The 24,726-nt window shown below is 68.9% G+C and carries 21 protein-coding genes and 1 pseudogene; 9 read left to right on the top strand and 13 right to left on the bottom strand.

The genetic code is table 11. From position 1 onward, the window contains the following. Positions 1 to 13: 13 nt before the first annotated feature. From ABOZ73_RS06530 to ABOZ73_RS06515, 4 genes are all read right to left on the bottom strand, one after another. On the bottom strand, positions 14 to 3,808 hold the full coding sequence (locus ABOZ73_RS06530) for a LamG-like jellyroll fold domain-containing protein (RefSeq protein ID WP_369061691.1): 3,795 nt from the start codon (positions 3,806 to 3,808) through the stop codon (positions 14 to 16). 113 nt (positions 3,809 to 3,921) lie between these two features. Beyond that, complete coding sequence (locus ABOZ73_RS06525; RefSeq protein WP_369061689.1) at positions 3,922 to 4,356, bottom strand: response regulator; 435 nt, start codon at positions 4,354 to 4,356, stop codon at positions 3,922 to 3,924. 78 nt (positions 4,357 to 4,434) lie between these two features. Next, on the bottom strand, positions 4,435 to 5,043 hold the full coding sequence (fixJ, locus tag ABOZ73_RS06520; protein ID WP_369061687.1) for a response regulator FixJ: 609 nt from the start codon (positions 5,041 to 5,043) through the stop codon (positions 4,435 to 4,437). Then, positions 5,033 to 6,511, bottom strand: coding sequence for a PAS domain S-box protein (locus tag ABOZ73_RS06515; protein WP_369061685.1), 1,479 nt, complete (start codon positions 6,509 to 6,511; stop codon positions 5,033 to 5,035). The genes fixJ and ABOZ73_RS06515 overlap by 11 nt, the downstream gene beginning before the upstream one ends. Before the next feature lie 189 nt (positions 6,512 to 6,700). On the opposite strand from ABOZ73_RS06515, the gene ABOZ73_RS06510 reads away from it, so the two are divergent. Further along, a complete protein-coding gene (locus ABOZ73_RS06510) occupies positions 6,701 to 7,354 on the top strand; it encodes a helix-turn-helix domain-containing protein (protein WP_369061684.1) in 654 nt (217 codons plus the stop codon). Positions 7,355 to 7,419: 65 nt separating this feature from the next. Here the strand turns inward: ABOZ73_RS06510 and ABOZ73_RS06505 are convergent, their stop codons facing one another. From ABOZ73_RS06505 to ABOZ73_RS06485, 5 genes are read right to left on the bottom strand one after another with little or no spacing between them, the layout of a single operon-like run. Further along, the gene (locus ABOZ73_RS06505) at positions 7,420 to 8,118 is read right to left on the bottom strand and encodes a BON domain-containing protein (RefSeq protein WP_369061682.1); all 699 of its coding nucleotides are present in this window, start codon (positions 8,116 to 8,118) and stop codon (positions 7,420 to 7,422) included. A 10-nt stretch (positions 8,119 to 8,128) separates the two neighbouring features. Further along, positions 8,129 to 9,514: an oxygen-independent coproporphyrinogen III oxidase gene (gene hemN, locus ABOZ73_RS06500; protein WP_369061681.1), complete on the bottom strand. Its 1,386-nt coding sequence runs from the start codon at positions 9,512 to 9,514 to the stop codon at positions 8,129 to 8,131. Beyond that, the gene (gene cydX / locus ABOZ73_RS06495; RefSeq protein WP_369061680.1) at positions 9,511 to 9,630 is read right to left on the bottom strand and encodes a cytochrome bd-I oxidase subunit CydX; all 120 of its coding nucleotides are present in this window, start codon (positions 9,628 to 9,630) and stop codon (positions 9,511 to 9,513) included. The genes hemN and cydX overlap by 4 nt, the downstream gene beginning before the upstream one ends. A 19-nt stretch (positions 9,631 to 9,649) precedes the next feature. After that, positions 9,650 to 10,798, bottom strand: a complete 1,149-nt coding sequence (cydB, locus tag ABOZ73_RS06490) for a cytochrome d ubiquinol oxidase subunit II (RefSeq protein WP_369061678.1) — start codon at positions 10,796 to 10,798, stop codon at positions 9,650 to 9,652. Positions 10,799 to 10,813: 15 nt separating this feature from the next. Then, entirely contained in the window at positions 10,814 to 12,376 is a 1,563-nt protein-coding gene (locus ABOZ73_RS06485; RefSeq protein ID WP_369061676.1) for a cytochrome ubiquinol oxidase subunit I, read from the bottom strand. Positions 12,377 to 12,473: 97 nt separating this feature from the next. Here ABOZ73_RS06485 and cydD point away from each other — a divergent pair. Together cydD and ABOZ73_RS06475 are read left to right on the top strand one after the other, a co-directional pair. Then, positions 12,474 to 14,145 (top strand): annotated as a pseudogene (gene cydD / locus ABOZ73_RS06480) (thiol reductant ABC exporter subunit CydD). Next, positions 14,142 to 15,578 carry an ATP-binding cassette domain-containing protein gene (locus ABOZ73_RS06475; RefSeq protein WP_369061674.1) on the top strand — a complete coding sequence of 479 codons (1,437 nt, stop codon included), beginning with the start codon at positions 14,142 to 14,144 and terminating at the stop codon, positions 15,576 to 15,578. The pseudogene cydD and the gene ABOZ73_RS06475 overlap by 4 nt, the downstream one beginning before the upstream one ends. 254 nt (positions 15,579 to 15,832) lie before the next feature. Here the strand turns inward: ABOZ73_RS06475 and ABOZ73_RS06470 are convergent, their stop codons facing one another. Continuing rightward, positions 15,833 to 16,480, bottom strand: coding sequence for an OmpW family protein (locus tag ABOZ73_RS06470; RefSeq protein WP_369061672.1), 648 nt, complete (start codon positions 16,478 to 16,480; stop codon positions 15,833 to 15,835). 167 nt (positions 16,481 to 16,647) lie between these two features. Between ABOZ73_RS06470 and ABOZ73_RS06465 the strand changes: the two genes are divergently transcribed. From ABOZ73_RS06465 to ABOZ73_RS06450, 4 genes are all read left to right on the top strand, one after another. Beyond that, the gene (locus ABOZ73_RS06465; RefSeq protein WP_369061670.1) at positions 16,648 to 16,776 is read left to right on the top strand and encodes a hypothetical protein; all 129 of its coding nucleotides are present in this window, start codon (positions 16,648 to 16,650) and stop codon (positions 16,774 to 16,776) included. A 179-nt stretch (positions 16,777 to 16,955) separates the two neighbouring features. Then, positions 16,956 to 18,413 carry a methyl-accepting chemotaxis protein gene (locus ABOZ73_RS06460; RefSeq protein WP_369061669.1) on the top strand — a complete coding sequence of 486 codons (1,458 nt, stop codon included), beginning with the start codon at positions 16,956 to 16,958 and terminating at the stop codon, positions 18,411 to 18,413. 83 nt (positions 18,414 to 18,496) lie between these two features. Then, positions 18,497 to 19,432 (top strand): 2-hydroxyacid dehydrogenase, encoded by a 936-nt coding sequence (locus ABOZ73_RS06455; protein ID WP_369061667.1) that lies wholly within the window; start codon positions 18,497 to 18,499, stop codon positions 19,430 to 19,432. Positions 19,433 to 19,535: 103 nt separating this feature from the next. Beyond that, the gene (locus ABOZ73_RS06450) at positions 19,536 to 19,973 is read left to right on the top strand and encodes a hypothetical protein (RefSeq protein ID WP_369061665.1); all 438 of its coding nucleotides are present in this window, start codon (positions 19,536 to 19,538) and stop codon (positions 19,971 to 19,973) included. 1 nt (position 19,974) lies between these two features. On the opposite strand, the gene ABOZ73_RS06445 is transcribed toward ABOZ73_RS06450, so the two are convergent. Continuing rightward, positions 19,975 to 20,160, bottom strand: coding sequence for a hypothetical protein (locus tag ABOZ73_RS06445; protein ID WP_369061663.1), 186 nt, complete (start codon positions 20,158 to 20,160; stop codon positions 19,975 to 19,977). Between the two features lie 160 nt (positions 20,161 to 20,320). Between ABOZ73_RS06445 and ABOZ73_RS06440 the strand changes: the two genes are divergently transcribed. Then, complete coding sequence (locus ABOZ73_RS06440; RefSeq protein ID WP_369061662.1) at positions 20,321 to 21,697, top strand: DUF6880 family protein; 1,377 nt, start codon at positions 20,321 to 20,323, stop codon at positions 21,695 to 21,697. 4 nt (positions 21,698 to 21,701) lie between these two features. Here ABOZ73_RS06440 and htpX read toward each other — a convergent pair whose 3' ends face one another. After that, complete coding sequence (gene htpX, locus ABOZ73_RS06435; RefSeq protein ID WP_369061661.1) at positions 21,702 to 22,655, bottom strand: zinc metalloprotease HtpX; 954 nt, start codon at positions 22,653 to 22,655, stop codon at positions 21,702 to 21,704. A gap of 76 nt (positions 22,656 to 22,731) precedes the next feature. On the opposite strand from htpX, the gene ABOZ73_RS06430 reads away from it, so the two are divergent. Further along, complete coding sequence (locus ABOZ73_RS06430) at positions 22,732 to 24,189, top strand: AMP nucleosidase (RefSeq protein WP_369061660.1); 1,458 nt, start codon at positions 22,732 to 22,734, stop codon at positions 24,187 to 24,189. Between the two features lie 6 nt (positions 24,190 to 24,195). Here the strand turns inward: ABOZ73_RS06430 and ABOZ73_RS06425 are convergent, their stop codons facing one another. Further along, the gene (locus ABOZ73_RS06425) at positions 24,196 to 24,480 is read right to left on the bottom strand and encodes a hypothetical protein (RefSeq protein ID WP_369061659.1); all 285 of its coding nucleotides are present in this window, start codon (positions 24,478 to 24,480) and stop codon (positions 24,196 to 24,198) included. Positions 24,481 to 24,726: the final 246 nt, after the last annotated feature.

Here is a 24,726-nt window from a genome sequence, read left to right as displayed (position 1 = left end):
GCAGAAGCCTTTCTCAGGGGACCATCGTCTCGTCGTTGAGGCGGGTGATCTGCGGCTGGTTGGTGACCAGTCGCACCTTCAGGCCGGACGCCGTGATCCCAGCGGGCGATGACAGGCGCACGGCACGGGTCTGGGGCTCCAGATTGGTCGGCGCCTTCAGCGCGGGCACGGCGGCGGAGGCCAGCACCTTGCCTGCGGCATCGACCAGTTCGACCGTGGCCGGAGCCGTATCGACAGCGCCGAGGCTGTGGACCACGGCGGTGACCGTCCGCCCCTTCACCGTCACGTCGCCGCGACCGACGCCCAGGTCGGCCCGACGCTCGGGCGCATCGCCGGGTGTGGTCAGGGCCATGTCGAGAATGGCGGTCTGGCGGGGCGGCAGAACCACGCTGACTTGTTCGGTTCGGCCGAAGGCGACGGCGCGGTTCTGGCGCTCGCCGTCGATGGCGTCGTCGCCGTCGCCGTCCACGCCCTGGGTCAGGCTCCACTGGCCCGTGCCGATGTCCCAGCCGGTCATGGTCGCCGTCACCGGCTTGTCGGTGAGGTTGTAAGCGATGACCTTGAAGCCGGTCGTCGAGCCATCCTTGATCAGCACCCCCACGTCCTCGCCGCTCGCCTCGCCGAAGGTCCAGCTGACTCGGTGGCTGGCCAGCATCTGGCCGCGCTTGTTGGCGATGCCGCCCAGGCGCGAGCGTTGCAGCAGGTCGCTGGGGATCTCCACGCGGTCGGACCACCAGTGGCCCTCGGTGTGCATGTACATGTGCTGGTCGCCCCACTGCAGCTCGTCGGCGTACAGGGCCTCCAGGTATTTCTTGTCGCCGGTCAGGCTCCAGGCGACGTAGCGCTCGAACCCGCCGCCGCGCTCTGCGGCCTTCAGGATCGCAGCCTTGCCCGCGTCGTCCAGGTTCAGGTGCGGCCAGGCGTTCTCGTTGATGTCGTTCAGCGAGCGCCAGCCATTGCGTTCGATCCGCCAGCGGATCGGCGCCAGGTACTTGTCGTCGCCGGTCCAGCGCCACGCCGTCCAGAACAGCTGGAACGGACCACCCGAGCCGGAGCCTTGCAGCACCGTGCCGCCGCGCTCCGCGTCGGAGCGCCAGTTGATCTCGTTAGGATAGCTGAGCTTGCCGTCGGCGCCGGGCTTGCCGTGGGCGAGATAGCCGTCGGCCAGGCCGATCACCAGGTCGCGGGCGGCCTTGTCGCCGTTGTAGTCGCCGATGGCGATGGCCGGGTGCACGATCCCGAACGAGTAGGGCTTCTGCCACTCCCACGGCCCCTCGCGGTACGACATCGAGCCGCTGAACCAGTTGCTGTTGAAGTGGACGTGGCCGGCGGGATTGCGGTCGATGATCCGGGGCAGGGCCTTCACGGTGGTGAACAGCCGCTCCACCGCCAGCGGGTCGCCATAGTCGGAGACCAGGGCTAGGCTGTTGGTGTTGATCCCCTCCTCGTAGGCGTGCAGTTCGTCGGTGGCGATGGTCGCCAGGCCGTTGGTGAACATGCCGTTCTTGTAGGCGGCGTCGGCCAGGGCGTTGACCGAATTGCGGATCTTGTCCGGCTGCACGCCCATCATCGCCAGGCCCGGCCATTGCTGGCTGAGGTCGGAGTCGTCGGAGATGCCGCCGCCGAAGTCGCCATAGGGAACCTGGCGCTCGTCGATCCACCAGTTGATGAACTTGGAGACGCGCTTGAGGTCCTCGGTCTGGCGGAAGGCCCACAGCGGCGCCCCCGCCGGGGCCTTGGGCTGCTCATAGGCCGGCCAGCCCTGGCTGCCGAAGGTGATGTCGCCCCAGTACTCGCGCCCGTGCTTGTGGTCGGGGTCGACGCGCAGCAGGTCGGTGATGTCGGCGTAGATGCGGCGATAGAGGCCCTGCCGCTGGGAGGTGGTGTGCTCCTCCACCAGGAAGGCCCAGTTGTCCTTCACCTGGTTGAAGCGGTCGACGATGTGCTCGGCCTTGGCCGCCTCGCGGTCCTTGAACACCAGGCGGATCTTGGCCCCCTCAAGGGCGCGCGGGCCGAAGGCGGCGTCGTTGGCGGCGATGGTCAGGTACAGGCTGTCGTCGGTCAGGATGCGGTCGCGCAGGTCCAGCCACAGGCTGCGCGCCTCGCCCGGCTTCACCGAGACGCTGACGTCGATCATGTTGCGGCCCGGCCAGATCGGGTCCTTCACCTGGATGTTCAGGGCGATCAGCTTGGCGTTCGGATCGGTCGCCTTCAGCGCCGGCAGGTCGATGGCGACGCCGTCCAGGCCGTCGCGGGCGTTCTCCCAGCCATAGGCCCAGTTGCGGGCCAGAGGCTGGGCCGCCGGCGCGGCGCCGAAGCCGGAGGGGATCATGACGTGGACGATGGGCAGGCCCTTGGCGTCCATGTCGGAGGCCGGGCGCTTGCGGGTCGGCGCGCCATCGGGGACCGCCGTGACCACGGCCCGTTCGCCGGCCGGATGCCGACCGGCCACATAGGCGTTCAGGGCGCTCAGGTTGGTGTAGTCCGGCGCGACGTCGGCCTTCACCGTGTAGTTCATGGTGAAGGCGCCCTTGGGCTCCGCGCCCGCGCCGACGTCATAGGCCCAGATCTCCTGGATCGGGGTTTCCTGCTCGGTATTGGTGAAGCTCAGCACCCCGCCGGTCAGCGGCTTGTCCAGGATGGTGACGGTGCGGGCCTGACCCTTCGGGCGGGTGGCGACCTTGGCGCCGTCCGCGCCTTCGGCCTTGGCCCAGGTCAGGTCGCCGAGGGCCGGCCCCTGTATCTCGATGCGGTTCACCGGCTCGTCCGGCATGGCCAGGCGCAGGGTCTTGCCGCCTTCCACATAGACATTCCAGTCGGGCAGCGGGAAATAGTCGTCGCGACCTTCGATGCGCGAGCGGTTGTAGACGCCGGGCCAGGTGGTCTCCGGAATGCCGTCCAGCGCCCGCCACATCCACTGCTTGATGTCCTTGGCGTCGGTGAACTCGACCTTGCGGACGCGGGTCGAAGGGGCGTCGAGATAGGGCGGCAGGGCCTTGTTCCAGCCGTAGCGCAGGTTCCAGGCGGCGCGCGTGGCCGCATCTTCCAGGCTGTCGATCGCGGCGCCGGCGGTCGGCGTCTCATTGCGGGCCAGGTTGGCGACGGCGGCCCCATCAAGGGCGAGGTCATAGACGCGGATCTCGTCCATCTCCCCGCCGCGCAGGAAGTTGTAGCGGCTCTGCACCTGGTGCGGGGCGATGACCCGGCCGGCAATGCCGAACTGGTCGAGGCCGGCGTCATAGACGGCCTTCACCGACTTGGAGGCGGCCAGCTTGCCGTCCACGAACAGCTGCACGCCGCTGGTCTCGTCCCAGGTGAAGGCCAGGTGGGTCCACGCATCGGCCTTGGGCGGCTGGTCGAGGCGGAAGGACACGCGGCTGCGGGCCAGGCCGTTGTCGGTGACGAAGGCGTCGAAGCCGTGGCCGTTCCAGTCGATGCGCAGGAACGCCATGTCCCAGCTCGTATGGTCGGCGTAGCCGACGCGGAAGATCACGAACGGCGCCACGCCGACCGGATAGCCAGAGCGCCAGAAGAACGACAGCGTGCCGCGCTGGGCCTGGATGTTGCCCGGAGCGTTCCAGGCCAGGATGCCGTCGTCGTCGGCCTGCAGGCCGGGGCCGGCCTTGCCCTCGGTGATGGGGCGGACCTTGTCGATGAAGTTCGGGACAGGATCGCCCGCGGCGAAGTCGGCGGTCGCGCCCTTGTCGCCGGACAGGTGGAACAGTAGGCCCGGCTCGGCCGCCAGAGACGGCGCCGCCGTCAGAAGGCTGATGCTGGCGCAGCCCAGCAGAAGGGCGGTCTTACTCATGGCGTTCTCCCGTCCGGCCTTATGGTAACCGGTGTCAGAAATCGTAGGCCATGGGCGCCGCAACGGCAACGCTGTGGCCGGGACTTCTGGTCGAACGGGCGTCGGCGAACCCCCTAGGCCGGGGGCTGCTGATTCTCTCTGATGCCTCGAACGGGACGGCGCGGCCGGGCCGTGGGCCGCCTGCCGGTCGAGGCTCTGTCCAGGAAGGTTCGGACCAGGGTCTCGCCGAAGACGGGCTTTTCCAGAACCGGCGTCTCGGCCGCCTGAGCCGCGCGCCGGACGGCGGGGGTCGCACTGCTGGTGAGCAGCAGAGCCGGCAGTTCCACACCGCGCTGACGCAGCTGCGACAGCAGCTCAAGCCCGGTCGCGCCGGGCATCAGCTGGTCCAGGATCAGGCAGCCCTGCTCGGGAAGGTCGGCCGCCAGGACCGCCTTGGCGCTTTCGAAGGTCAGGACGTTCAGGCCCTCCGCCTCAAGCACGAAGCGGATCGAGGCCAGCACGGCGGCGTCGTCATCGACAACGACGGCGCAATAGGGACTCTGGGACATGGCGCGTTTCCGCGGGGAAGGAGAGGCGCTCACCCTGCGCGATGGAAACGGGGGCGTCCTTGATCTGGCGCAACAGTGTTAGCCGCCGGCCAGCAGCACCATGCGGACCAGTTCCGACAGGCTGGCGGCCTGCATCTTGGTCATGACGTTGGCGCGATAGACCTCGACGGTGCGCACGCTGATGCCCAGGTCAAAGGCGATCACCTTGTTGGGCTTGCCGGCGACCAGGCCGTCCATCACCTGGCGTTCGCGGGGCGCCAGGGTCTCCATGCGCGCCAAAACGGGACCATTGTCCACGGCGGGGCGCATGGGGCTGCGCGCGCCGTCCAGGGCACGGCGCACCGCGCCGATCATGGCGTCTTCGGCGAAGGGCTTTTCCAGGAAGTCGACCACGCCGCTCTTCATGGCCTCGACCGCCATGGGGATGTCGCCATGTCCTGTCATCACCACGACAGGCAGGTCCGGCCGCATGCCGCGCAGGACGCGCACCAGCTCCAGCCCCGACATGCCGGGCATGCGGATGTCGGTGACCACGCAGCCTTCGGCGACCGTCGACAGGTTTTCCAGAAAGGCCGAGGCGGAGGGAAAGCCGCGCGCCGACAGGCCGGAGGTCTCCAGCAGGAAGCAAAGGCTGTCGCGCATGGCGTCGTCGTCGTCGATGACGTGGACCTGTCCCTCAGCGGCCATCGGCGGCCTCCTCTTCTTCCACGGCGCGCGGCAGGGTGAAGGCGAAGGTCGCCCCGCCATCGGCGTTGTTCTGCGCGAAGATCTTGCCGCCATGCGCCTCGACGATGGTGCGGCAGATCGAAAGCCCCACCCCCATGCCAGAAGGCTTGGTGGTGATGAAGGCCTGGAAGAGATGATCGCGCACCTCCTCGGCCAGGCCCGAGCCGGTGTCCGAAACCGACAGCAGCACCATGTTGTCGTCGGCGGGGCTGGTTTCGACCACCAGGCGACGGTGTTGCGACTGCTCCATGGCGTCCAGGCCGTTGCGGATCAGATTCAGCACCACCTGCTGGATCTGCACCCGGTCGGCCAGGACCAGATCGACCGAAGGGTCGAGGTCGAAGCGCACCCGAACGCCCAGCTCCTTGGCGCCGACCAGGGCCAGGGCGCTGGCCTCCTCGACCAGCTTGCTGAGGTTCTCCACCCGGCGGTCGGTGTCGCCCCGGGCCAGGAAGTCGCGCAGGCGACGGATGATCTGGCCGGCGCGCAGGGCCTGGTCGGACGCCTTTTCCAGGGCGTCGCCCACCCGCGCGTCCGGAGCCGGCGCGCCTTCCATCAGGCGCTTGGCGCCGCGCAGGTAGTTGGCGATCGCCGCCAGCGGCTGGTTCAGCTCATGCGCCAGGGCCGAGGCCATTTCGCCCATGGCGGTGGCGCGGGAGATGTGGACCAGCTCCGTCTGCAGCTCCTGCAGTCGCGCCTCGGTCTCCTGCCGTTCGCTCAGGTCGCGGATGAAGCCGGTATAGAAGCGCCGCTCGCCGGGCTTCATCTCGCCCACCGACAGTTCGATGGGGAAGGTCGAGCCGTCCTTGCGCTCGCCCACCACGACGCGGCCGCGGCCGATGATCCGCCGCTCGCCGGTGGTGTGATAGCGGGTCATGTAGCCGTCGTGCGCGTCCCGATAGGGATTGGGCATCAGCATGCTGACGTTCTTGCCCAGCACCTCGGCGGCGGTCCAGCCGAACAGCCGCTCTGCGGCGGGGCTGAACGACTGCACCAGCCCATCCTCGGAAATGACGATCATCGCGTCGGGCACGGTGTCGAGGATCGAGCGGAGATGCGCCTCACGCTCGGCCAGGTGACGGTTGGCCTCGATATGACGCCAGCGCCAACGGCGGGCCGCCGCGCCCGTGGCGGTGATCGACAGACCGGCCACGGCGAAGACGGCGAAGGGGAACATCTCGTCCCAGGTCCAGCCGCCTTTCGACGCGGCCCACCCGCCGGCGGCCAGACCCACGGCGCCGGCCGCCAGACCGCCGCCGATGCCGCTGAGGCCCGCGCCCACCAGGACGGCGGGAATGAAGATCAGGACCTGCGAGCCCAAGGGCAGGTAGGGCGTGAAGGCGGCCCAGATGACCAGGCAGATGGTGATGGAGGCGAAGGTGCACGCGTGGCCGATGCCTTCACTGAGCGGGCGTGCGTTGTCGTCCATTTTACGCCAGAGCTGCCGCATGCGGAGACCGCTGTAGCGCGGGCGGCATGGGATGAGAAGAAGCGGCGAGCGTGACGCATCATCAAAAGCCGCGCACCCTGTGGATACTACGTAGGCGATATCCCTGAATTTCGTGTGGTCTTGGCGCGGCCTAAGCCTTCCTCATCAATCAAGGGGGCTTAGAAAGCCATGCGTTCTCTGGAAGTCATTCACGCCGCCACGCCGCCGCAACCGGCGACTTTCGCGGCCGGCGTCGATGTGTCGGGCTTCTGCATGACCTTCTCGCGTAACGAAGAGATCTTCGGCGAGGATGAGCAGGCCGAGTTCGCCTACAAGGTCGTGTCGGGCGTAGTCCGCACCCTTCGCTTCCTGGATGACGGCCGCCGTCTGGTCGTCGGCTTCCATATGCCGGGCGAGGTCTTCGGCATGGAGCTTTGCGAGACCCACCGCACCTCCGCCGAGGCTGTCGGCGCCTGCGAGGTGATGCTGGTCCGACGCGTGGCCCTGCACAAGGCCGCCGCCGCCGACCCCACTGTTGGCGCCGGCCTGTGGGCCCTGACCGACCAGCACCTGCAACGCACCCAGGGCCACATGATGTTGCTGGGCCGCCGCACCGCCGCCGAACGGGTCGAAGCCTTCCTCGCCGACATGGCCGAGCGCGCCCCCGCCTGCGACGGTGTAGACCTGCCCATGTCGCGAACCGACATCGCCGATTACCTGGGCCTGACCATCGAGACGGTCTCGCGGATCCTTTCCCAGATGGAGCGCGAGAACCGCATCAACCGCGCCACCTCCCGCCATGTGGTCCTTTGCGACCGCCGCCTGCTTCAGGCTGCAGCCTGAAGAACCCCCGGTCCGCCAGGACCTGTTCCCTCAGGCGCGGACTCTCCCAGTCCGCGCCTATTTTTTTATCGAGCGTAGTCGCGGAAGACCCGCTTCACCCAGCGTACGACTTCCTTCTCGACCGCCCGGGGTTCGAAGTCGTCCCAGGTCATTTCGGCGTCCAGGAGGTTGTGGTCCGCCGGGCCCGGATAGGCCCCGCCGCGGGTCACCGTGACCTTGTGGCCCAGTTCCGCTGGCGCAAGTTCCAGATAAGGCGCCGGCTGTCCCGCCGGATGATCGGCGGGCCTTAGCTCCAGGCGGTAGATGTGGGCGTCGCGTTCCCTGCGATGCAGCAACTGTCCGTCATGGCCCGCGCGCCGCGCGGCGTTCAGGACATCCTTGAACATCGGCAGGATCAGGCTCTCGGCGAAGGCCTCGAACCAGGGGTGCGGCTCGGCGTCGAGACCCTTGGGTTCGGGGCGGCCGATCGCTTCCTCTATTTCGGATTGAAACGGCGAGAACGGCGGCTGGTAGGTCTTGTCGTGGTCATAGAGCGGGCTCGGCGCCGGCTTGGCCGGGGCGATCTCCAGCAGGTCGAGGATCGACCGCGCCTGCTTCACCGCGCTGGCCAAGCCGACGGCCAGCTGGCGTTCGCGCTCCGTGGCGACCTTGCCGAACAGCGTCGCCTCGCCGTGCTCCACCGCCACGCCGATGCGTTCGCTGTGGATCAGGCGTTCGCCATCCAGCGCCTTGATGATCTTCAGACGCAGGTCCTTGTCGTTCATGGGCGTTCCTTCAGACGACGCGCGCGTGTCGTTGAGCCCCGCGGTCGAGGTAGGTGTCGAACAGAGCGCAGACCGAGCGCACGAACGGCCGACCGGCTTCGCTGACCGTCAGGATCGATCCGGAAAGTTCAGCCAGTCCGTCGGCCTCCAGCGGCGTCAGGTTAGACAGGGCCTGGTCCAGTTCGCCGCGGCCACGGCCATGGGCGGCGCAGACCGCGTCCAGATCGACCCGGAACCGGCACATAAGCTGCTCGATGATATCCCCGCGGAAGCGGTCGTCATCGGTCAGGGCGACGCCCCGCGCGGCGGGCATGTGGCCGGCGGAGACCGCCGTGCGCCAGTCGCGCTCGGTGGTCAGGTTCTGGATGAAGCCCTGCGGCAACTGGCTGATCGCCGAGGCGCCGAAGCCCAGCACCGTGGCGGCCGGATCGTCGGTATAGCCCTGGAAGTTGCGGCGCAGCCGCCCTTCCGCCTGGGCCACCGCGAGACCGTCCTCGGGCACGGCGTAGTGATCCAGGCCGATGCGAACATAGCCGGCCGCGAACAGGTAGGCGGCCGCGGCCTCGGCCTGCGCGAACCGCTCCTCGGCTCCGGGCAAAGCGCCTTCGTCGATCAGCCGCTGGTGGCTCTTCATCCACGGCACGTGGGCGTAGCCGAACAGGGCGATCCGCTCCGGCCGCAGGGTGAGGACCTGGTCGAGGGTGTCGATCACCGAGTCCGTCGTCTGGCGCGGCAGGCCGTACATCAGGTCCAGATTGACCGAACCGACGCCCGCCTCGCGCAGCCAGCCGACCGCGTTCTGGATGACGTCGAAGCTCTCGATGCGGTTCACCGCTTCCTGCACCTGGGGCGATAGATCCTGCACCCCCAGGCTGGCGCGGTTCAGGCCATGGAACGCGGCAGCCTGCACCCATTCGCGGGTCAGGACGGCGGGGTCCAGCTCGGCGGCGATCTGGGCGCCGGGGGTGACGTCAAACACATGGCGCAGGGCGCCGAACAGGCGGGTCAGATCGTCCCGCGACAGCATGTTCGGCGTGCCGCCGCCCAGATGGATCGACTTGGCGCGCAGCTTGCCGGGCAGGACGCTCTCGGCCAGGGCGATCTCTGTCTCCAGCAGATCGACATAGCCGGAGATGGCCTCGCGCCGCGACACCGCGCGGGTGTTGCAGCCGCAGTACCAGCACAGCCGCTGGCAGAACGGGATGTGTGCGTACACAGAGACCGCTTCATCCGCCGGCAGGGCGGCCAGCCACTGCTGCTGCAGGTCGGCCCCAACCTCGGGCGTGAACTGCGCCGCGGTGGGATAGCTGGTGTAGCGCGGGGCGCGGCCGTCGTGACGGGCGATCAGCTCGCTCGGGGCGGCGATGGCGCAGGGGCGCCGGACGATGGCGTTCATGGCTCGGACAGGCCTTCGTCGCCGCCGTCGAACAGTTGGAACTCGTGCCAGATGCCGTTCAGGATGCCGAACGCCACCGCGAGGCCGAGGCCCAGTATCCAGGCGAAGTACCACATGACGGTATCTCCTTGAGGCTCAGTAGAGGTCGGGATTGGTGGTCAGGGCTTCGGTGCTCGCGCGGCCCCAGAGCACTTTGTAGACCCACGAGGTGTAGATCAGGATCAGCGGCAGGAAGACCGCCGTCACCAGCAGCATGGTGAACAGCGTGCCGTGGCTGGACGACGCGTTCCACGCCGTCAGGCTGGAGCGCGGATCGATCGTGCTGGGCAGGATGAACGGGAACATCGACAGGCCGACGGTGGAGATGATGCCTACGGTCGAGGCGGACGAACCGGCGAAGGCCAGGGGCTCCGACCGCTTCCACATCCCCGCCAGGGCGGCCAGCGCGCCGGCGAAGCCGAGCACCGGCGCGATCAGCATCCACGGGTAGCGGCCATAGTTGTCCAGCCAGGCGCCCGGCGCGGCCGCCACGGCGGTGCGCAAGGGGTTGGACGGGCCGGCCGGATCGGCCAGGCCTTCGATGCGGAAGCCAAGCGGTCCGAAGGCGACGAACAGGCCGCCGATGGCGAACAGGGCCACGCTGGCCAGGGCCGCGATCGTTCCATAGGCGCGGGCGCGATCCAGGATCGGCCCCCGCTCGGCCTTCACGCCCAGCCACGCGGCGCCGTGCAGCACCAGCATGGCCACCGACAGCAGGCCGCAGACCAGGGTGAAGGGCGTGAACAGGCCCAGGAAGCGGCCCTCGTAAAAGGCGCGCATGTCGCCATCGAGACGGAAGGGCGCCCCTTGCAGGACGTTGCCCATGGCGACGCCGAACACTAGGGCCGGAACGAAGCCGCCGGCGAACAGCGACCAGTCCCAGAACGCGCGCCAACGCGGGTCCTTGCGCTTGGAGCGGTACTTGAACGCCACCGGCCGCAGGATCAGCGCCGACAGCACCAGGAACATGGCCAGGTAGAAGCCGGAGAAGCTGACCGCGTAGACGAACGGCCAGGCCGCGAAGATCGCGCCGCCGCCCAGGATGAACCACACCTGGTTGCCTTCCCAGGTCGCGCCGATGGTGTTGATCACCATGCGCCGTTCCTGGTCCTCGCGGGCGACGAAGGGCAGCAGGGCGCCGACGCCCATGTCGAACCCGTCAGTGAGCGCGAAGGCGATCAGCAGCACGCCGACCAGGGCCCACCAGATGATGCGCAGGGTTGCGTAGTCGAGAGGAAGTTCCATGACTCGTTTCCTTCGTCAGGCGACGGCTTCGGCGCCGGGGGCGCGCTGCGGGTCGAACTCTTCTTGCTGGGCGAACGGCCCCTTCTTGATCGTGTGCAGGATCAACCCGACCTCCACGACGGCGAGGGCTCCGTAGAACACCGTGAAGCCGATGATGGTGGTCCAAAGCTGGGCTGCCGTAAGGGATGAGGCGCCGAGGAAGGTCGGCAGGACCCCCTCCACCGCCCAGGGCTGGCGTCCGACCTCGGCCAGGACCCAGCCCAGCTCCGTGGAGATCCACGGCAACGGCAGGGCCAGAACCGCCAGGCGCAGGAACCAGCGGGTGTCATGCTTGCGCAGGGTGCACAGGACGAAGGCCGTGGCGAACAGGGCGATCATCAGCAGGCCGATGCCGGCCATGATGCGGAACGACCAGAACATCAGCGGCACGTTGGGCACGGTGTCCCAAGCGGCCTTCTCGATCAGGGCGGCGTCCGCCTGACGCGGATCGGCGACATAGCGCTTCAGCAGCAGGCCGTAGCCCAGATCGCGGCGGTGCTCCTCGAACACCGCGCGGGCGGCGACGTCGGTCGGGTTGGCCTTCAGCGTCTCCAGCGCGCCATAGGCGACCACGCCGGATTCGATGCGGCCATGGGCCTGTGCCACCAGTTCGAAGATGCCCTCGACCGGGCGGTCGATGCTGCGCGTGGCGATCAGGCCCAGCACGTAGGGAATCTTGATCTCGGCGTGAGTTTTGCGGTCCGCCAGACTGGGGATGCCGAAGGCCGACAGGCCGGCGGGGGCCGGTTCGGTCTCCCACATGGCCTCCAGGGCGGCGAGCTTCATTTTCTGGTTGTCGGTGAGGGCGTAGCCGCTCTCGTCGCCCAGCACGACGACCGACAGGGACGAGGCCAGGCCGAAGGCGGCGGCCACGGTCATCGACCGCTTGGCGAAGCCGACCCACTTGCCCTTCAGCAGGTAGTAGGCCGACACCCCCAGCACGAAGACCGAGGCGATCACGTAGCCGGCGCTGACCGTGTGGACGAACTTGGCCTGGGCGACAGGGTTGAACAGAACCGCGGCGAAGTCCGTGACTTCCATGCGCATGGTGTCGGCGTTGAACGCGGCGCCGACCGGGTTCTGCATCCAGCCGTTGGCGATCAGGATCCACAGGGCCGACAGGTTGGTGCCCAGCGCCACCAGGAAGGTGACGAACAGGTGCCCGACCTTGGAAAGCTTGTCCCAGCCGAAGAACATCAGGCCGACGAAGGTGGCTTCGAGGAAGAAGGCCATCAGGCCCTCGATGGCCAGCGGGGCCCCGAAGATGTCGCCGACATAGTGGGAGTAGTAGGACCAGTTCATCCCGAACTGGAACTCCATGGTGATCCCGGTCGCGACGCCGAGCACGAAGTTGATGCCGAACAGCGTCCCCCAGAACCGCGTGACCGTCCGCCAGATCGGGCGGTTGGTCATCACATAGATGGCCTCCATGATCACCAGCATGAAGGACAGGCCCAGGGTCAGGGGCACGAACAGGAAGTGATAGAGCGCTGTCAGCGCGAATTGCAGGCGTGAGAGATCTACGACGGCTAGGTCCATGGTCGACTCCGCTGGGGCGGACGCCAGGGCGGCCGCGTGACGTGGGTCCTTACGCGCCAAGGGAAAGCGCTTCTTTGATCCGGATCAAGTCAGAGGCATGTTCGGGGCGGTAGGAGATTGTATGGACGCCGCACAGAACGCCTTCGTCGACCGGAGCACGGCTCCGCAGGTCCTGCTCCGGCAGGCGGCGCGGGCCAGCGGAAAGTCCGGTCGTCGCGGCGCGCTGTTCCTGATCAGCGACGCCGCGGCGGCAGCCGGGTTCGCCGGCGGCGTCTCCATGTCGGTCGCCCGTCTCGAAGGCGGGCTGGCGGCGATCTGGCCCTGGCTGATTCTGCTGGCCGCCAGCGCCGCCCTGCGCGGACTGCTGGCGCGGGGAGGGCTGCTGGCGGGCGTCGAGGCGGCGGGTCTGGTGAAGGCGCGGCTGCGCCGCCAGGCCTTGGCCGGACTGTTCGATCCCGCGCGGCGCGGCCAGAACGCCGTGGTCACGACCCTGGTTGAGGGGGTCGAGGCGTTGGACGGCTATGTCTCGCGCTTCGCGCCCTCGCGGGTCGCCGCTGGGGTGACGCCGCTGGTGCTGATCGCTGTCGCGGCCTTCGCCAGTCCGGTGGCTGCCGGGATCATGTTCTTCACCCTGCTGCCGTTCATTATCGGCATGGCCCTGGCGGGCATGGCGGCGGCGGAGGAATTGCGGCGCCAGTTCACCGCCTTGGAGCGTCTGTCGGGCCTGTTCCTCGACCGCGTAAGGGCCTTGCCCGCCGTCCTCGCCTTCCAGGCCGAGGCGCGCACGACCGCCGACCTGACCGTCCGGGCGCGAGAGCTGGAGCGCCGCACCGGCCGCGTCCTACAGAGGGCGTTCCTGTCCTCGGCGGTGCTGGAGTTCTTCGCCGCAATCTCGGTGGCCATTGTCGCCGTCTATTGCGGCTTCAACTTGCTGGGCCTGATGCCCTTTCCCGTGCCGGAGACGCTGGATCTGGCGCGGGCCTTCTTCGTCCTCGCCCTGGCGCCGGAGGTCTATTCGCCCCTTCGCCGTCTCGCCGCCGCCTATCACGACCGTCAGGCGGCCGAGGCGGCCATGCCCGCCGTCGCGCGTCTGGCGCCGGCCGCCGCGCCCCGCGCCGTCTCGCCGATCGTGCAGCACGCGCCCGCCATCAGCCTGCACGACGTTACGCTGAGCTACCCCGGCGAAGAACGGCCCGTGCTCGACGGCCTGTTCCTCGACGCGCCGGCCGGCGGCCTCGTGGCGATCGCTGGTCCCAGCGGCGCGGGCAAGAGCAGCCTGCTGCATCTTCTGCTGGGCCTGGCGCCGCTGACGGGCGGCAAGATCCTGGTTGATGGCCGGCCGATGGACGCGGGCGGGTCGCTCGCCGCGTCCGCCGCATGGGCCGGGCAGTCGCCCCTGATCATCAGCGGCTCCCTGGCCAAGAATATCGGCCTTGCCTGGCCGCAGGCGAGCCGGGCGCAGGTCGAGACCGCCGCGCGGAGGGCGGGTCTTGGCGTTCTGATCGACAGCCGACCGGAAGGCCTCGACACCCTGCTGGACGAACGTGGGGGCGGTCTGTCGGGGGGAGCGGCGCAAGCTGGCCCTGGCCCGCGCCTTCCTCAAGCCGTCGCCGATCCTGCTGCTCGACGAGCCGACCGCCAATCTCGACGACGCGAGCGCCGAGGCGCTGACGCCGCTGATCCTCGAGGCGGCGCGTGGGCGGACCACCCTGATCGCCACTCACGATGCGCGCCTGATCCGCGTCGCCGAACAGGTGCTGACGCTGTGACCAAGGCCATCAACCAACTGATCGCCCAGGAGAAGCGCCGCCAGGCCGGACGCCTGTGGTTCGCCGGGATCAGCGCCGTGGTCGCGGCGGTCGCGGCTGTGGTGCTGCTGGGCCTGTCGGGCTGGTTCATCACCGGCGCGGCCATGGCGGGCGTCGCGGGCCTGGCCGCCGCGCACATGTTCAACTTCCTGCTGCCCAGCGCGATGATCCGACTGCTGGCCATCTTGCGCACGGCGTTCCGGTATCTGGAGCGGCTGCAGGGACACCAGGCCGCCCTCGGCGCCCTGGCCGCCATCCGTCCGCGTCTGTTCGCCGGTCTGGCGGCGGCCCCCCCCAAGGAAGCGCTTAGCTATTCGGCCGGGGAGGCGTCGGCGCGCTTCATCCAGGACGTGGACGCCATCGAGGGGATGTTCATCCGCCAGTCGGCGCATGTCGCCGCGGCGGCCAGTCTGGTCGCGGGCGTGGCCCTGACGGCGCTGGCCGGTTGGGCGGCGGCGCTGGTGCTGATCCTCTTCGCCGCCGTGGCCGCGATGGCGGCTGTGCGGACCAGCCGACGCGCCAGCGCCGGCCCCGCGGTCGCATCGCGCGAAGCCGTCGGCCGCCTGAAGGACGTGGTCGCCCATATAGCGAGCGCGGCGCCGGAGTTGCGCTGCTATGGCCTGGAGAGCTGGGCCGCCGACCGTATCGCCGTCGAGGACGAGCATCTGACCCAGGCCCGTCGTGGCCTGGCGCGCTTGCTCGGCGCCTCCGCCCTGGTCCAGGCCGCGCTGACCGGCGCGGCCGCGGCCAGCGTCCTGATCGTCGCCCATCAGGCCCCCGCGCCCCTGGCCGCCCTCGCGGTGCTGGCGGCGGCCATGACGATGGAGGGCGTCCAGGCCCTGGTGAAATCCCTGGAGCAGGACAGCGACGCCCGCGCCGCCGCCGCGCGGCTGGAGCCGGTCCTGCGCCATGCCCCATCCAGCCCCAACCGCCAGTGGCTGGACCCGTTCCTGCATCTGAGCGACGCCGGGATCAGCCTCAAGCCGGGATCGCGCCTCGGCGTCAGCGGTCCGTCCGGCGTCGGCAAGACGACTCTGCTGGAACAGCTCCTGGCCCTGCGGGCGCCTCCGCGCGGCGCCGTCATGCTGGGCGGCGTCGAGCTGGCCGACCTTGATCCGCAGGCGGCCCGTTCGGCCTTCGCCTACGCCGCCCAGGATCCGATGCTGTTGACCGGCACGGTGCGCGAGAACCTTCGGCTGGCCGACCCGAAGGCGGATGACGCGGCCCTGTGGTCGGCGCTAAACGACGCCGGTCTGGACGAGCGCGTCCGCCGACTGCCGTCCGGCCTAGATACCTGGCTCGGCGAGGGGGCGGGACAGCTGTCGGGGGGAGCGTCGCCGCCTGGCCCTGGCGCGGGCCCTGCTGAGGCCGGCGGCCTGGCTGCTGCTCGATGAGCCGACCGAAGGGCTCGACGCGGCGACCGAAGAACTTGTTCTGGAGCGGCTGGATCGCCGTCTTGAGGCCAATGGCCAGGGGCTGATCGTCGTCTCGCACCGACCCGCGCCGCTCGCCCTGTGCGCCCGAAGTCTTGAAGGTGACCGGCCTGGGCGGGGACGGCCGGGTCCTGTTCGCCGCGCGGAGCCTGGAACACCAGGCATAAAACCCGGCCGCGTCGGCGGCCGGGTTCTGCACTTGATCCCGAAGGGGCTTAGAAGCGGCGGCTGATACCGGCCGACAGCACCCACGGGTCCAGCTTCACGTCGCTCTCCAGCGCGCCGTTGTTGATGTCGGCGTCGGTGTTGAAGAACACCTTCTTGGCGTCCAGGTTCAGCGACCAGGGGCCCGACAGGGCCACGTCGGCGCCGGCCTGCAGCGCCCAGCCGAACCCGTTGTCCAGATCGACGTCGAAGCCGTTCTTGTTCTTGCCGCTGTAGAAGATCATCGCGTTGATCCCGGCGCCTACATAGGGGCTGACCTTGGCGGCCGGCATCGGGTGGTACTGCACGGTCACGACCGGCGGCAGGACCCAGGTCTTGTGGACCTCGACATCGGTGGCGCCGCCCTTGGCGCGGATTTCGTGCTGGGTCGTGCCGAGGATCGCCTCGACGGCGATCTTGTCGGTGAAAAAATAGGTGAAGCCGAGGGTCGGCATGACGTCGTCCTTGACGTCGACGTTCAGGCCGCTGGCGGCGCCGGCCGCGGTGGTGATCGCGTCGTCGGCCTTGGTCATGACGCCGGTGGCTCGGGCGGTGACGACGAACGTGCCAGCCGTCTTCGGCGTGAAGTCCTGGGCGACGGCGGGAGCGGCCAGCGCGCCCGCGGCGAGGCCGGCGAGGAGGAGGGTGGTGGTCTTCATTGTGTTTATCCCCTGTGAGGGCCGGTCGTAGCCGGCGAGGGGACATTCGAGCCTGGGACAGGGGCGGGCCTTGATGCGGCGCAAGGCGCGCCCGGCGGCCATTGATCGACGTCAAGGTCGCCAAGGCCAGGCTTCGTCAGGCTGGACGCCTCATCTGGAGCAACGTCATGTCCGTCATCGAAACCGCTTATCTCGCCCTTGTCGTCTTCGCCTTCACCGGCTTTGCTGCTGTTCTGGGCGGCGTCGCCGTGTTCAGCGCGCTCGATCCGGCCGCCCGCAAGCGCGCCCGCCTCTAAGGCTGGGCGCGAAGCTCAACCATTCAGTGTAAACTGCCGCTCCGCAGTGTCGGCTTCCCGACGAATTCGCGGTTAACGGGTGTGTAACCAAGTCTAGCTCATCCTATAGTTGCAGTCATGGAACGGTGTTTGGCGGCGAGGGGCCGCCAAGCCGAAGCCGAGCTGCGAGGGGTGAACGGATGAATCTGTTCAAAAGCCGCAGCGCCAGCGGCGACAAGAAAAACGAGCAGAATCTCGCCGGGATCATGGCCGCCATCAGCCGGTCCCAGGCTGTCATCGAATTCAATCTGGACGGCACCATCATCACCGCCAACGAGAATTTCCTGGGGGCCCTAGGTTACAGTCTCGATGAAATCCAGGGGCGGCACCACAGCATGTTCGTCGACCGCGTCGAGGCGGCGGGGGCCGACTACGCCGAATTCTGGCGAAGCCTGAACCGGGGCTCGTTCGTGGCTACTAAGTTCCGCCGCTTCGCCAAGGGCGGACGCGAAATCTGGATCCAGGCCTCCTACAACCCGGTGCTGGATGAAGAGGGGCGTCCCTACAAGGTCATCAAGCTGGCCGTGGACATCACCGAGGCCGAGCAGACCTTCGCCCGCAACGAGGCGGCGCGTCAGCAGGCCGAGGCCGAGCAGGCCCAGGTGGTCGACGTGTTGGCCGACAGCCTGCGTCGTCTGGCCGAACGGGACCTGACCGCCACGGTCGACGCCGAATTCAACGGCTCTTACCGCAAGCTGAAGGACGACTATAACGGCGCGGTGGAAAGCGTGCGCCAGACCCTGGCGTCCATCGCCGACGCCTCCGGCTCACTGCGCAGCGGCGCCGACGAAATCTCCCGCGCCTCCGACGACCTGTCCCGCCGCACCGAGCAGCAGGCCGCCTCGCTGGAGGAGACCGCCGCCGCGCTCGACGAGATCGCCGCCACCGTCAACCGCAGCGCCGAGGGAGCCCGTATGGCCTCCAGCCGCGCCTCCGACGCCCGCGCCGACGGCGAGCGCTCGGGCCAGGTGGTGCGCGAGGCGGTCAGCGCCATGGGCCAGATCGAAAGCTCCTCGCGTGAGATCGCCCAGATCATCGGCGTGATCGACGAGATCGCCTTCCAGACAAACCTGTTGGCCCTCAACGCCGGCGTCGAAGCGGCGCGGGCGGGTGAAGCCGGCAAGGGCTTCGCCGTCGTCGCCTCCGAAGTGCGGGCCTTGGCCCAGCGCTCCGCCGAAGCGGCCAAGGAGATCAAGGCCCTGATCAACACCTCCACCGACCAGGTCGAACACGGGGTGAAGCTGGTGGGCGAGGCCGGGAACGCCCTGTCGGGCATCGTCGGCAAGGTCGCCGAGATCGACGGTCTGCTGTCGGAAATCGCCCGCTCCGCCCAGGAGCAGGCGACTGGCCTGCAGCAGGTCAACACCGCCGTGAACCAGATGGATCAGGTCACCCAGCAGAACGCCGCCATGGTCGAAGAAGCCACCGCCGCCGCCAGCAATCTGACCATGGAATCGCGCGAGCTCGCCCGCCTCGTCGGCACGTTCCGCACCAGCGGCGACGCTGGCGGATGGGGCGCCGATGAGGGCGCACACAATCCGGTGGCCGAGGCGCGCAGCCGCTTGCGGGTGTTCGTCGGCGATCGCGCGACGGGCTGACAACCCCCGCCCTGTCCTGCGAAACTGGATAAAGCCCGGGGCTCGCGCCGGGCTTTGTTTTCGGTACGGAAGGGAGAACTCCGATGACGGCGGCGCGCGAAGAGATTCTCGTCCTGCGGCCCAGCTCGGCCTATCTCGACTCCGAGCTCGACCGCCTCTACCGCACCTCGCGGCCGCATCTGTCCGCCTCGCCGGACGGGGTGATCGAAGCGTCGTCGGGCGCGAGCGCCCTGGTCACCACGGGCTCCTACGGCGTGCCGGATGCGCTCTGGCCACGCCTGCCGAACCTGCGGCTTGTCGCCGTGCATGGGGTCGGTCTGGACCAGGTCGATCCGGCCCGCGCCGAGGCGCTGGGCGTGAAGATCGTCACCACGCCTGACGCCCTGACCGAGGATGTCGCCGACCTCGCCATCGGCCTGTGGCTGGCGGCGTCGCGACGGATGGGGGAGAGCGAACGATATGTCCGCGCGGGCGCCTGGCCGTCCAGTCCGCTTCCCGCCTTGTCGCGCCGGGCCTCGGGGCGGCGGGTGGGCGTGCTGGGCTTTGGCCGCATCGGCCGCGCCATCGCCGATCGCGCCCGGCCGTTCGCTGGCGAGGTCCGCTATTTCAACCGCTCGCCGGTCCAGGAACGCGATGAGCAGCCAATGCCCAGCTTGCTCGACCTCGCCGCCTGGAGCGAGGTGCTGTTCATCGCCGCCAGCGGCGGGCCGGACAGCCGGGGCATGGTCGACGCCTCGGTGCTGGAGGCCCTGGGCGCCGAGGGGCTGCTGATCAACATCGCGCGCGGGGCGGTGGTGGATGAGCCGGCCCTGGTCGCCGCGCTCACCTCCGGGCGGTTGGGTGGGGCGGGGCTGGATGTGTTCGTGGACGAGCCGAACGTCCCGGCCGAGTTGCTGACCCTCGATAACGTCGTCCTGCAACCTCATCGGGGCAGCGCCACCGTCGACGGGCGCAAGGGCATGGCCGCCGCCGTGCTCGAAGCCTTGCGAAGCCATTTCCAGTTGAGCGGCCTGGACTGAGGCCGCGTGGTTGCTCAGAGGTTAACAGTCTCTTTATGGGCGACCATGGATCGATCCGGCGCGTTAAGAATTGAATCCGGGTCACGACCTTCTGGAGGGGGCGATGATCTCGATCAGTTGGCTTCTTGCAGCAAGTCTTTCCGCCGCCGCTCCGGCGCACGCGGTCAGCGTCGATGACGCCGCGCGTCAGGCCGTCTCGATCACGGAGGCCCGCCAGTCGATCATCGCGCCGTGCCTCGCCGCCGCCCCGGCGGTCGGCTCGGAGTTTGGCGGCCCCGTCCTGCAGGTCATCGACGGCCAGACCCTGTGCGTCGCGCGCGGAACCGATCCCTCCGACTGGGTTCAGGTGCGCCTGCCCCGCGCCCAGCGGGCCGAGACGCGCAGCGACCTGATGGCCGCCAGCTTCGCCCGCAACGTCACTTGCAAGACCCTGCGCCGCGCCGAGGAAGGCGTGATCGCGGCCTGTTCGGTGGATGGAGAGAACGTGGGCCGTCTGACGCGAACGCGCGCTGTCAAGGCGGCGGGCCTCAGCTGGCGCTAGCTTACTCGTCGCCCATGGCGCCGAGCACCGCCACGACGCCGGCGACCATTCCCACGATGATCATCCCGACACCGGCGGCCAACATCCACATCTGCGGACCCCGGAAAACCAGCGTCCCTCCCGCGCCCAGAAGCAACAGGCTGGCGACCCCGCAAAGGGCCAGCAGAAGCGTCGTGCGTTGAAACATGAAACTTAGTTAACAAGCTTGGCCTGCATGGCGTCTGCGACCGAATGTCTCATTCGCAAAGGAGCCGTCGGTCCCTGACGGCCCGGCGAAGGCGGCTGACGGGTTGCTGTGAGACGGCGTGGCGGCCTATGGCTGACGCGATGCATAGCGAGGAATGGGCTTGAGCAACGCGCAGAAGGCCGCGGCGGCGGTGAAGAAGGCGGGCGCGCGCAAGGCGTTGAACGCCGCCAACCTCGCCAAGCTGGGGCCGGAGCGTTTGGCGGTTCTGCTGATGGAAGTCGCCGAGGGCGGCGCGGCCATCAAGCGGCGCCTGAAGCTGGAGCTGGCCGGCGAGGCGGGGGCGAATATTCTGGCCGCCGAGATCGCCCGCCGCATCGACGCCATCGACGACAGCCGCGCGCGCATCAACTGGCGAAAGTACAAGGAATTCGTCCGCGACCTGGACGCGCATCGACAGGCCGTCGCCGGACGCCTGGCGGAGCTGGATCCCGATCTCGCCCTGGACCTGATCGTGCGGATCGTCGGTCTGTCCGCCAGCCTGTCGACGCGGATCAAGGACACTAAGGGCGAACTGGCCGAGGTGTTCTCGGAGGCGGTGACAGACGCCGCCGAGATCGCCCCCAAGGCGGCCCTGGCGGACGCCGCGATCCTGGCCGACCGCCTGTTCGAGATCGTCCACTATGCTCCAGCCGGGCTGGCCTTGCCGCTGCTTCGCGCGGTCGCGCCGGCGCTGACGGACACCGCGCTCGCCGACCTTCGCAAGCGGTTGGAGACGGTGGCGCGAGGCCGGGGCGCGACGCGCGCCTGGCGCTCGGCGGCCCAGATCCTGGCGGATGCGCAAGGCGACGCCGACGGCTTCATCGCCCTGTTCTCCCCCACAGAAGCGGTGCTGCCGCCGGTCGGCGCCCAGATCGCCCGCCGCCTGCTGGGCGCGGGCCGCCTGGAGGAGGCGCGCAAAGCGCTCGACCGCTCCAAGCCAGACAAGGCCTCGGTCGGCGACCCCGGCGCCATGGACTGGACCCAGGTCCGCATCGAGGTGCTGGAAGGCCTGGGCGACGCCGAAGGGGCTCAGGCCGCGCGCTGGGCCAGTTTCGAACGGGACCTCAACCCCGGCGCCCTGCGCGCCTATCTGCGCCGGCTGCCTGAGTTCGACGACGTGGAGGCCGAGGACCGCGCCATGGACATGGCGCTGGACCATCGCGAGGTTCACGCGGCCCTGGCCTTCCTGCTCGACTGGCCCAGGCTCGACCTCGCCGCGCGGCTGGTGGCGGAGCGCGGCGACAACCTGTCGGGTTCGCAGTGGGAGTTGCTGGAGCGTGGCGCGCGGGCGCTGGAGGGGCGCTATCCGCTCGCCGCCACCCTGCTGCTGCGCGCCATGATCTGGGACGTCGTGCGCCACGCCGACACCGAGCGCTACGTCCTGGCCAGGCGCTGGATGCTGGAGGCAGCGTCCCTGGCCGTCGTGCTGACCGATGACGGCGGCTACGAGAGCCACGAAGAATTCGCCGAACGCGTCGCCCGAATGCGGCGCTGGTAGGGTCTTACGAGCCCCAGGGATCCTTGCGGGTCACCGGAACGGCGGTGCCCGAGGTGCCCGAGGTCCGGGGAACCGCCGTGGCGGCCGGACGACGCGGCGGGCTGGAGCGACCAGCCAGCTCCATCAGGGCGGTCACGCGGTTGTGCGTCGCCGGGTGGGTGGAGAACAGGTTGTCGGCGCCTTCGCCGGCCAGCGGATTGATGATGAACATCTGGCCTGTGGCCGGATTGCGCTCCGCCGTCTCGTTGACCATGCCGCCGCGGGCATAGGCTTCGATCTTGCTCAGGGCGTCGGCCAGGGCCTGCGGGTCGCCGCTGATCTCGGCGCCGCCACGGTCGGCCTCGTACTCGCGGCCGCGGCTGATCGCCATCTGCACCAGGGCGGCGGCGATGGGCGCCAGGATGGCCAGCAGGATCGAGCCGATCATGCCCATGGGCCGGTCGCGATCGCCGCCGAAGAAGAAGGCGATATTGGCCAGGGCCGAGATGGCGCCGGCGATGGTGGCCGTGACCGTCATGGTCAGGGTGTCGCGATGCTTCACATGGGCCAGCTCGTGGGCCATCACCCCGCGAATTTCGCGGCGGTCCAGCAGGCGCAGCAGACCCACCGTGGCGGCCACGGCGGCGTTCTGCGGATTGCGGCCGGTGGCGAAGGCGTTCGGCTGCTCCTGCGCGATCACATAGACCTTGGGACGCGGCATGCCGGCCTGATCGGCCATGGCCAGGGTGTCGAGCACGTAGTTGCGCACCATCGGATCGGGGTCGTGCGCATCGACCTCCCGCGCGCCGTACATCCGCAGGACGATCTTGTCGGCGTTCCAGTAGCTGATGAGGTTCATGGCCCCGCCGAGCGCCAGGGCGATCAGCATGCCGGTCGGGCCGCCGATCATGTAGCCGGCGACCACGAAGATGGCGGTCATCGCCGCCAGGAGCATGAAGGTGCGAAGAGTGTTGCGCATGGCTTGTTATGTGGCCCCGGCCGGCAGGCGCGCAAGGCCGTCTCGCTTGTGTCGCGCAGCGCCGCTATAAGACGCCATGACTGAGCATGAAAAAATCGCAGCCGCCATCGTGGAGCGGCTTTCCCAGACCTACCAGCAATCGGTTGAAGCCCTGCGCGGCGCCCTGCGCGCCTATCTGAGGGAAGGCAAGACGCCGGATCCCCAGCTGCGCGCCGACGGCGCCTTCACCTATCCCGAGCTGCGCATCACCTACAGCGAGGCCGGCGCCCATCCCCGCCTGACCCGCGCCTATGCGCGCCTGTCGCGCCCGGGGACCTACGCCGTGACGGTGACCCGGCCCGAGCTCTATGCCGAGTACCTGACCGAGCAGCTGGCCCTGCTGATGGCCGACTACGGCGTCACCGTCGATGTCGCCCGCTCGACCCAGGAAATCCCGTTCCCCTACGTCCTGGACGGCGCGGCGGACATGGCCCTGGCGGATGTCACCGCCCAGGCGCTGGCCCGCCACTTCCCGACCACGGAACTCGCCTTCATCGGCGACGAAGTGGTGGACGGCATGTTCGAGCCGCTGTTCGACGAGGCCCGCCCGCTGGCCCTGTTCGACGGCCTGCGGACCGACTTTTCCCTAGCGCGCCTGAAGCACTATACGGGCGCCCCGCCGGAGCACACTCAGCGCTACATCCTGTTCACGAACTACCATCGCTACGTCGACGAGTTCGTGCGCTGGGGCCTGGCCGAACTGGCCCGGCCAGACAGCCCCTATGTCGCCCTGTCGGGCGCCGGCGGCGTCTATGTCACCAAGGAGACCAAGGACCCCGATCAGGTGATCGCCGCCAGCGCCTGGCGCCGTCACCAGATGCCGGCCTATCACCTGATCGCTGAGGACGGCCGCGGCGTCTCGCTGGTCAACATCGGCGTCGGCCCGTCCAACGCCAAGACCATCACCGACCACCTGGCCGTGCTGCGTCCCGAAGCCTGGCTGATGATCGGCCACTGCGGCGGCCTGCGGCCGAGCCAGACCATCGGCGACTATGTCCTGGCTCACGCCTATCTGCGCGACGATCATGTGCTGGACGACGTGCTGCCGCCGGAGGTGCCGATCCCGGCCCTGGCCGAGGTGCAGCGCGCGCTCTACGATGCGGCCAAGCAGGTGACGGGCGAGAGTGGCGCGGATCTGAAGCGCCGCCTGCGCACGGGCACGGTGGTGACCACGGACGACCGGAACTGGGAGCTGCGCTACACGCTTAGCGCCCTGCGCTTCAACCAGAGCCGCGCGGTCGCCATCGACATGGAGTCGGCCACCATCGCCGCCCAGGGCTATCGCTTCCGCGTGCCCTACGGGACGCTGCTGTGCGTTTCCGACAAGCCGCTGCATGGCGAGATCAAGCTGCCCGGCCAGGCCAACGCCTTCTACGAGCGGGCCATCGGCCAGCACCTGCAGATCGGCCTGGCGACCATCGAGTTGCTGAAGGCGGAGGGGGCGAACCTGCACTCGCGCAAGCTGCGGGCCTTCGACGAGCCGCCCTTCCGCTAAGGCGTTCTAGGCGCGGGGCTCCGGCTCGTCCTCGACCATCGAGCGGATCAGTTCGGCCACGCGCTTGCGTTGGCGGGCGGTACGGATCTGCGGGAACCACAGCGCGATGTCGCTGCTCTCCGCCGTCTGGAGGAAAGCCGTCAGGTCGGGCGGCGGCGGGGTGGCCGTCGCCTGGCCGCCCGGGGTCTCAAGCCCCTCGAAGAAGGTGCTGACCGGCGTCTCGAGCAGTCGGGCGATCTGGTAGAGCTTCGACGCGCTCACCCGGTTGGCCGCGCGCTCGTACTTCTGCACCTGCTGGTAGGTGAGGCCGAGAACTCGGCCAGTTGCTCCTGGTTCACGCCGCGAGCCCGGCGGACCTGGCGGATACGCGCCCCGACGTGGCCGTCCACCGGATCGGCGATGGTGCGATCATCCTTGGGAGCAATCTCGGCCATGGATAGCGCCATTACACGTCAAGGATGTGTAAATCAAGTTCGTCAACCCAAGTCGCATTTACGACAAATCCTGGTCGCCTTTTCCCTAGGCAGTCGGGGTTTG

Source organism: Caulobacter sp. 73W, from assembly GCF_041021955.1.
Taxonomy (GTDB): Bacteria; Pseudomonadota; Alphaproteobacteria; order Caulobacterales; family Caulobacteraceae; genus Caulobacter.
The sequence above is the reverse complement of the archived record's forward strand: the minus strand, read 5'-3'. Positions and strand labels throughout refer to the sequence as shown.